Here is an 8,183-nt window from a genome sequence, read left to right on the forward strand (position 1 = left end):
CCAAGTAGGCTCTGCCTTGAGTGGCATGTAATATTGACTACAACTACAAGAAAAAACAGATGAAGTAAAAAAAGCGCAAAGAAGAATACTAAACTTAAAGCATCTAACTAGAATAAGTTGTTGCATTAAGTTGCCCCACTAGCATTTAAAGCTTCAACATTATTAGTATCAACTAATCTTTGTTTAATCCGTTTTTCGCCAGCAATGATTAACTTAAGGGCATCTATATCATTTGTCATTTCTGTAGCATGATGATAAAACGCTTCTGCCATTTCTACATCTGCGCTAAATTCTGCACATACTGCATTGTTATAAGTAATAGCAATAGAGGAAGCATATTCACTTTGAGATTTTTTGAACATTAGACATGCATTTTCGTATAGCTGCTCTTCAGCAAATTCGACCCCCATTTTGAACAAATCTTGTGCTTTTTCGGATACTTTACTACTGACACTTTCCATAAGTTCTACATCCGTCGTAGCAAAAAATGGGGCCACATCAGCCCTCAGTTCAGTAGATATCTTTGCTAAAGCCTCTGATGTTAATTTCTCATCAGATAAATTGGCTTCATTATCATCATTGCAATAATTATGTTCGGCTACCTGACGATACTTCTTAGACAAAATAATCCTGCCCGTTTCAACAGATATAGCTTTGGGGTCTAAATTTGCAACGACTTCCTTCTTAGAGCAAGAAACGGAATATGTTCGGTACTTATCACACTTATACCAATTATCTCCTTGCTTGATACACTCTTGTCGCTCTTCTTTATAATTTGTATTTATTGTATTAATGGAAAGCTTGCCACTTAACAATGTATCAGCGCCGGTTAACTTTCCTAACTTCACTCGGGTCGCAGAGTCAGTCAGTATGCCATCATGCATTTTTTGTTCATCAATTATGGCTTCAATCGCTGAGCGCTCAACAAGTGTAAAATACGGAGAATTGTTCAGTTTGATACTGGCCAAGTTAGCCTCAAGTAAACTTGAAGCTTCAAGTTCTCTTTTATCATAAACAACTGCAATTCGATGCATATTTTGGCTACTAGGCTCCCTTGCTGGTTTAAGGTATGAAACAGGTATAGTTAGAGAGTTTTCTGATGAATTTAATAACGTTGTTAGATCAGGAATTTTGATATCTGTCATTTTACAGCCTGTAATAAGCAGTAAAAAAATAATAATTGAGGCGAGTAGGGTGTTAAGTTTCATAGTCAATTCCATAACCAATTTAACGATCCGTGTTTGGACACATAAAGCTATCGTTTATTATTTGTACAGAATTAATTTTTGTTCAATTCACTTAAATTAGCATCACACAAAGGGATGAAAGACATCTGAAAAAAGTATTTTTTCGATATTAAAATGACACTAAAGTTATACTTTAAAGGTAAAAAAATACGCTAAACTAAGTACACTGATAGTCTAGCGTTTTAATCTTAAAATACGCAATGCTTAGCGTAATCAGCGGCTTCATTAGCAGTCCAATCACCACTTGGTTTATCTTGCATTTGTTTACACCAAGCTTCACTCCCCACTTCAGGTGCACAAGCACTAAGGCCTAATATCAAAGCTGCAGCTGCGAAAATAACAGTTAATTTGGTGGCTAAGTGGGTTACTTTTTTATTCAACATTGTCTAATACTTCCTTGAAATAACATGATTAAAAGCGATAAATGATTAAAACGGATTAAATTGGCATCACAGTCTTTATTGTTGAAGCCAAGCAATTGCCTGTTGTTTTTGTTCTAGCGGATACCAAGTGACTTCGCCTTGCATAAATGGGCCAAGTAAATTGACCGCATTGCCCACCCAGTCTGGTCCGCCAACAAAGACTAATGCATCAAAGTGCGGTAATTGTACTTTATCACCACCCGATAACGAGCTAACGTCCCAACCTTCAAGTAGCACATCGGCTTCAATGTATAAACGTACTTTACCGCTATCTTCTCGATATTGAGTGATTAACGGCTGCAAGTGTGTTTGGTAATCTTCGGTAGATAAACGGCCACTGACAAATAAACTGATAACACCTTCGGCGATATCTGGGATTTGGCACAACATAAAGCAACTCCAACGGTATTGCGGCTGGCTGACAATATTAATTCATCAACGACAGCCTATATTCTTGCTGATAGTAACAAATCTTATCAGCAGTACTATAGAAAAGTTTGTTAAACTCTCCACACTAATGCGCTAAAAATAGTTAAGTTAACCCTAAAAATGATAAATATTACCAACCGCGTCAGCATTGAAGACAATGAAATTGAATGGCAATTTATCCGTTCAAGTGGTGCGGGCGGGCAGCATATTAATAAAGTCTCTACTGCGGCACAGATTATTTTTGATATCAGACAGTCTTCATTACCGGAGTTTTATCAGCAAAAGCTGTTGGCAAAAGCTGATCACCGCATAACCAAGAGCGGAAAAATCATCATCAAATGTCAGCAAAGTCGCAGCCAAGACTTTAATCGTCAGCTCGCATTAGAGCAGTTTATTGAATTGGTGAAAGGCGTCGGCATTGTGCAAAAGGCACGTATTCCCACAAAGGCAACCAAGGGAAGCCAACGCCGCAGGGTCGACTCGAAAAAGAAACGTGGTGCAACCAAAGCATTACGAAGCGGAAAGTCAGATTATTAGCAAAGATTTTAATCATTTATAATGATGAAAATAATTCCCCGTTTGGCATTCATTAACGTGATAAATTACACTGACATAAGATACATTAGCTCATGTATTAATAGTGACTCACTAACTTAGCAAGGAACCTCAATGACGACTCAAGCCAAAATTTTATTAGTGAATGGCCCTAATCTAAATTTATTAGGTCGTCGTGAACCGGGTTTATACGGCAGTGATAATTTAGACACACTAGTGGCAAATGCTAAGATTCAAGCTGCAGCAGCGGGTATCGAGTTTGATCATATTCAGTCCAATGCTGAATTTGAATTAATCAACGCCATTCATGCAACTGATGCTCAGTTTATTGTGATTAACCCTGCCGCGTTTACCCACACAAGTGTCGCATTACGTGATGCACTATTAGGAGTGAATATTCCCTTCATTGAAGTCCATATTTCCAATGTGCATGCCCGTGAGCCATTTAGACACCACTCTTACCTTTCAGATAAAGCTGTTGGGGTGATATGCGGATTAGGCATTCAAGGCTATGAGTTTGCAATGCAAGCAGCGATTAAGCATTTATCATCAGCTGAGTAACTTCAGCCAATACCCGTCGATAAAGTAAACTTTCATGAGTAAATTAAAAGCAGATATCAGCATTATCCAGTCAGGCATCTTCAGCCAATGGGATTCAGACAGTGATGAGTTACCCCGCTTTTTGAAAGCGACCGTCCATGTGCCTGCTGAACTGGATATGGAGTTTGGCTTTGTTACTCGCATTAAAAAAGCTAAAAACCAAGTACTAAAATATTGTATTTACCATCCTGATATTCCTGATGCCGATGGCAATGTCCGCCCACCATTTGATGGTGAAGTGTATATCAAAGAAAACGATTGGAAGTTTTACTTGGGCGACTGTATTTGGTCACCCGTGAGTAATAAAGTGGGTAATTGGCGAATGACATTAGAACTGAATGGAAAAGTCATTGCCGATAAAACCTTTAAGGTCCATAACGTTTAAAGCTACAGCACCTCTTCATTTCGGCTGATTACAGCACAATTTCGGCCTTGGCCTTTAGCTTGATATAGAGCAACATCGGCCATGGTTTTATAATGTAGCCAGCCTTTTACAAGTTCATTAGCAGCCACTGGCATTGTCGCACCAATTGAAATACTCACAGATAACTCTAATTCGGCAATTTTCATTGGCTGTTCAGCAATCACGTTATTAAATCGCTTAAGCACCTGTGGTTGTAGTTCGGCTGATTCTAACGCCAGTAACACCATAAACTCTTCGCCACCCCAACGAGCTAAAATATCTTTGCCTCTAATGCAGCTTTGCAACCTTTCAGCGCAGGTTTTCAGCACTTCATCACCCACTTCATGACCATAGGTATCGTTCACATTTTTAAACTTGTCACAATCAAGCATCAAGACGCTGTAATAACTCACCTGAGATCTTATCGCCTTATGTTCGACAAAGTTTTCAAGATAACGGCGATTATGCAGACCCGTTAACGGATCTTTATTTGATTGCATGAATAAATTTTTGTTAGTGGAACTTAAGTGCTTAATTCGCTTTTCATGAGTCACATAACGATGAATCAAAAACACTAAGCCGATAAAAGAAATACCCAATACCAGCATCCACAGCTTCTCTTGCAAACCTTTCTTTTCTAATGTGGCTGCTGCGAGCTCATTCTCTGCGGTTAAAAGGGCAATTTTCTCTTCTTGTAATTGGGTATCAAACTTCATTTGCAGTTCAAATATTTGCTCTTCGCGTTTATCAAATAGCTGCTTTTTCCTTCCTTCGTAATAAGCAATCAAATGGGTGATAGCTTGAGGAAATCGTTCCGTTTGTTGGTATAAATTGGCTAATAACTGATGCACGCTGAGTGAAAAATCTTGATTATTAATTTCAGTAAAACCAGCCAACGCTTGTAGCGCATTAGTTTCAGCGTCTTCAAAATTCTGCTGGTACAAACGTACTTGGCTTAAACCATACAGGCATTGATTACGCGCTAGTGGGTCGTACATTCCAGCCGACAGTTCAATACACTCCATAACAATAGACTCAGCCTCTAAATAACGCTGCTGATTGATTAAAAGCTCACCTTGAGTCCACAGAGCGTTAACCACTAATTGCGCATTATTTGACTTACGAGCGACCGCTGTACTTTTTTGACTGAAGTCAGTTGCCGCTTCAATATCATTTACTTGCAGCATGATGTGACTGGCATTGCTGTATAGCACGACTAAATGCTCAAAGCTCGCTGCACCACTGTTGATATATAAATCTGTTGCTAGCTCATTGTATTTTATTGCATTAGGCCAATCTTTAACCCGCGAGTAAACAACTGAAATATTGGAATAAACTTTACTTAAAAAGTTATTGTATTTGATATTGAGTAGTAAGGAGATCGCCTGATGATAATCATTGAGCGAGGCTTCATATTGTAAATCACGAGAATGTAATACGCCCCTAGCATTTAAGGCTCTAGCCCACAGGCGGTGATAATTTAACTGTGAGGCTAATTCAATTGCCTGATCGATTAAGCGTTTCGCTTTATCCCCTTCACCTTGTCTGGCGGCGAGAATACCTTTTAAAGTTAATGCCTCTGCCACGACCCATTGTTGATCAACATCTTGACCGTATTGATACATTGCCTTCGCAATAACTTCAGCTTGTTCAATATCAGTTCGCCCCAAGATTATATTATGCTTAATGCGATAATAAATGGCTTTGTAATAGGGGTTCTCATCTATAGCACCTTGATTGTTAAGTACCTCTAACTCTGCTTCGACTTTTTCAGGCTCTGCATCTGCTTGATAATAGAGTTCAACCAACTCACGACCTTGCTGACTGTTATAAATAGTCTCTAAAGGATCAAATACCACCTCATCAGCTTTACTATTAACAGCTAAAGTGCAAAACAGTGTGCCAATAAAAAACCTAACCATTAATACTTTTAAAAAAGCAGGATCATTATACGATTTCAACTAAAACCCCTAGAATCTAACCAAGTTGGGATAGATACCTGTAATATTATTCTGATTTTTCACGGTTCAATACACTTAAAACATAAATAATCATGCTAGGTCACTTTATTGATATTTAACCTCTTATTTAGCTTAGTCAGTGATAGACAAATCTACAATTTAGTTTTAATGCGCTTTTACCGACAGATGCGCCCAAGCTTGATATAATTACGCATTATTCATTTTTCTTGTCACCGAGCATTTTTATGTCACTTCAGTCTTTGTTAACCCAAGCCATTAATCAAAGAGCAGATTTTCTCGCTCAATCCGAAGTCAATCAAACAGATTGCTTTCGCTTATTTCATGGCACTGTAGAAGGCGAAAATGGCCTTAATATTGACCGTTACGGTAACGCTTGGCTTATTCAAACATTTCATCAAACATTAACTGAAGAACAACTAGAACAAATAACCGATTTACTCACAACTCTAACGCCTTTGCCTGTGATCTATAATGATCGTGCTAAAAGAAATTCTCGAATAGAAAACAACTTACAAACTGAACATCATGAGTTTGCTTGCTCAGAACAAGTTATCCAGGAGAATGGAATAAAGTTCACCTCTAAACTTCGCCATGAAGGCCAAGACCCATTATTGTTTCTTGATATGCGTATAGGCAGAGAATATGTACGAGCCAATAGCCAAGATAAAACAGTATTGAACTTGTTTTCGTACACTTGTGGTATTGGTACCGCTGCTGCTATGGGCGGAGCAACTCGGGCTGTTAATGTGGATTTTTCATCTTTTGCCCTTGCAGCAGGTAAGAAAAATGCAGAGCTAAACCATGTATCAGAAGTTTGTGAGTTCATTCAAAGTGATGCGTTTCCTGCCCTAAGGCAGCTAGCAGGACTTAAAGTTGGCGGTCGTCGCGGCCAAAAACTACCAAAGTATCCAAAACTGGCAGCAACTCAATTTGACCTAGTCTTTTTAGACCCACCTCGTTTCGCTAAAAGCCCTTTCGGTACCGTTGATTTAATTAATGATTATCAAGGTTTATTTAAACCTGCCATGTTAGCCACAAAAGACGGCGGTACTATTGTTTGTTGTAATAATGTCGCTAAAGTTGACCGAGAAGCTTGGTTAAATAGCCTAGTACGCTGTGTAGAAAAGCAAGGGCGTCAGGTAAGCGCTATCGAATGGCTTCATTGCCATGAAGACTTCCCTTCATTTGATGATAACCACCCGTTAAAAATCGTGGCGTTAAATATTGATTAGTCATACAGAACATTACATTTGCATAAAAGCCAGTTAATGGTTTTTATGCAAATGAAACGCAAAGGTACAACAGCTGTCACTCAACCACTTCTTGCTTTGTAGATTGCTTTAGCCAATTCAACTTGGCTAAATACTTCTGCTGACTCTCGCCCATTGAAGTAAGTGATAACGCTTGTTGAATGGTTTTTTCAGCACTGACATATTTCCCCAAAGCATTCTGCGCTTTCGCCAATTCATAATAAGCTTGATGATAATAAGGGCTGTTATTAATGAACTTTTTAAAATAAGTTTCTGCCGCTGAATAATGTTGTAAAGTTAATGCCTCTATTCCCATCGAATACCAACCGTAGGGGCTATGATTTTCAAGTTGTAGCAATTGCTGAAGAACGGCATCCGCTTCAAGTGCTTTTCCTTGTTCAGACAAGGAGTATTGATAGTTACTCAACAAGCTAAGTGAATTCGATTCAAACTGTAACCCATATTGATAATACGCATCTGCAATTTGGTGTTCGGCAACGCGTCTATGCACTACTGCCATCATATTGATCAATGGTACATACCGAGGAGCCAACGAGAGCCCTTTTTCAAGAAGTGTATAAGCATAGGTTAATTCGCCCGCTAATAAAGCATCAGCTGCAAGGTTACGATAAAACATTGCAATAAATTCATGCTCACTCACCACCCCACCAGTGCGATCATTGCTATCTGGGAAATAGTCAATCACAGTAAATTCACTACCGTTTAAATACACGCCGCCAGCATCGGTTTCATACAAAAATGTTCGAACATGATCAGACGTTACAATAAGGTCATTAGAAATATGCGTTAATAATGGTGCCGAGTGAACGACCTGAAATACAGCTCTTACGTCTAAGTGCTTTGCAACTCCATAGGTCAGCATCGCCAATGCCATACAGTTACCCGCGCGCTGCTGCCAAGCTTGAGAAGTGCTGTAATTCAAGCCCTCATAATTAAAGTTGACCATTTTATCTTCAATAAATCGGGCAACTTGATACCTTTTCGACAAACCGACAATATCGTCACGGGCTATAAATTCATTAAGCTCTTGTTTCTGCTGTGGTAGTAACTCTGACAAACTTTCAATTGAAGGCACTGTTGATGGCGCTTCGGACTTGATGAAATAGCTCGCAGTTTCCGGCATGGGTAATGAAGCCGCTGAGGGTGTTGATGTTGTTGAGCTACAAGCACTCAATAAAGAGCAACTTAGCACTCCAACAGACAATATAAATTTTGAATTAAACTGAGGGCCTAGCAATGGGCTTTTAAGTCGCAAGCTTTTAAGCAATGAGCTT

The 8,183-nt window shown here is 39.0% G+C and carries 9 protein-coding genes; 4 read left to right on the forward strand and 5 right to left on the reverse strand.

The features are described from left to right. Positions 1-125: 125 nt before the first annotated feature. From AB4153_RS17200 to AB4153_RS17210, 3 genes are all read right to left on the reverse strand, one after another. Complete coding sequence (locus AB4153_RS17200; protein ID WP_157936222.1) at positions 126-1,208, reverse strand: CsgG/HfaB family protein; 1,083 nt, start codon at positions 1,206-1,208, stop codon at positions 126-128. A 227-nt stretch (positions 1,209-1,435) separates the two neighbouring features. Beyond that, positions 1,436-1,630 carry a DUF3012 domain-containing protein gene (locus AB4153_RS17205; protein ID WP_102528464.1) on the reverse strand — a complete coding sequence of 65 codons (195 nt, stop codon included), beginning with the start codon at positions 1,628-1,630 and terminating at the stop codon, positions 1,436-1,438. A 75-nt stretch (positions 1,631-1,705) separates the two neighbouring features. Next, complete coding sequence (locus tag AB4153_RS17210; protein WP_102528463.1) at positions 1,706-2,059, reverse strand: STAS/SEC14 domain-containing protein; 354 nt, start codon at positions 2,057-2,059, stop codon at positions 1,706-1,708. Between the two features lie 159 nt (positions 2,060-2,218). Between AB4153_RS17210 and arfB the strand changes: the two genes are divergently transcribed. From arfB to AB4153_RS17225, 3 genes are all read left to right on the forward strand, one after another. Then, positions 2,219-2,635, forward strand: a complete 417-nt coding sequence (gene arfB, locus AB4153_RS17215; protein WP_102528462.1) for an alternative ribosome rescue aminoacyl-tRNA hydrolase ArfB — start codon at positions 2,219-2,221, stop codon at positions 2,633-2,635. Between the two features lie 132 nt (positions 2,636-2,767). After that, positions 2,768-3,214 carry a type II 3-dehydroquinate dehydratase gene (aroQ, locus tag AB4153_RS17220; protein WP_248956161.1) on the forward strand — a complete coding sequence of 149 codons (447 nt, stop codon included), beginning with the start codon at positions 2,768-2,770 and terminating at the stop codon, positions 3,212-3,214. A 34-nt stretch (positions 3,215-3,248) separates the two neighbouring features. Further along, positions 3,249-3,638, forward strand: a complete 390-nt coding sequence (locus tag AB4153_RS17225) for a DUF3859 domain-containing protein (protein WP_102528460.1) — start codon at positions 3,249-3,251, stop codon at positions 3,636-3,638. Between the two features lie 2 nt (positions 3,639-3,640). Here AB4153_RS17225 and AB4153_RS17230 read toward each other — a convergent pair whose 3' ends face one another. Next, entirely contained in the window at positions 3,641-5,617 is a 1,977-nt protein-coding gene (locus AB4153_RS17230) for a diguanylate cyclase (RefSeq protein WP_371998222.1), read from the reverse strand. A 245-nt stretch (positions 5,618-5,862) separates the two neighbouring features. Here AB4153_RS17230 and AB4153_RS17235 point away from each other — a divergent pair, with 245 nt between their 5' ends. Then, a complete protein-coding gene (locus tag AB4153_RS17235; RefSeq protein WP_371998223.1) occupies positions 5,863-6,870 on the forward strand; it encodes a class I SAM-dependent rRNA methyltransferase in 1,008 nt (335 codons plus the stop codon). A gap of 76 nt (positions 6,871-6,946) precedes the next feature. Here the strand turns inward: AB4153_RS17235 and AB4153_RS17240 are convergent. Continuing rightward, on the reverse strand, positions 6,947-8,183 hold a 1,237-nt coding region (locus tag AB4153_RS17240; RefSeq protein WP_371998224.1), incomplete at its 5' end, for a tetratricopeptide repeat protein.

It is taken from the genome of Shewanella sp. 10N.286.52.E4 (assembly GCF_041468785.1).
GTDB lineage: Bacteria > Pseudomonadota > Gammaproteobacteria > Enterobacterales > Shewanellaceae > Shewanella > Shewanella electrodiphila.

Excerpts from the sequence above, each read along its gene's own strand:
- AB4153_RS17200 (WP_157936222.1), bottom strand. The coding sequence starts at position 1,208 with ATGAAACTTAACACCCTACTCGCCTCAATTATTATTTTTTTACTGCTT.
- AB4153_RS17205 (WP_102528464.1), bottom strand. The coding sequence starts at position 1,630 with ATGTTGAATAAAAAAGTAACCCACTTAGCCACCAAATTAACTGTTATT.
- AB4153_RS17210 (WP_102528463.1), bottom strand. The coding sequence starts at position 2,059 with ATGTTGTGCCAAATCCCAGATATCGCCGAAGGTGTTATCAGTTTATTT.
- arfB (WP_102528462.1), top strand. The coding sequence starts at position 2,219 with ATGATAAATATTACCAACCGCGTCAGCATTGAAGACAATGAAATTGAA.
- aroQ (WP_248956161.1), top strand. The coding sequence starts at position 2,768 with ATGACGACTCAAGCCAAAATTTTATTAGTGAATGGCCCTAATCTAAAT.
- AB4153_RS17225 (WP_102528460.1), top strand. The coding sequence starts at position 3,249 with ATGAGTAAATTAAAAGCAGATATCAGCATTATCCAGTCAGGCATCTTC.
- AB4153_RS17235 (WP_371998223.1), top strand. The coding sequence starts at position 5,863 with ATGTCACTTCAGTCTTTGTTAACCCAAGCCATTAATCAAAGAGCAGAT.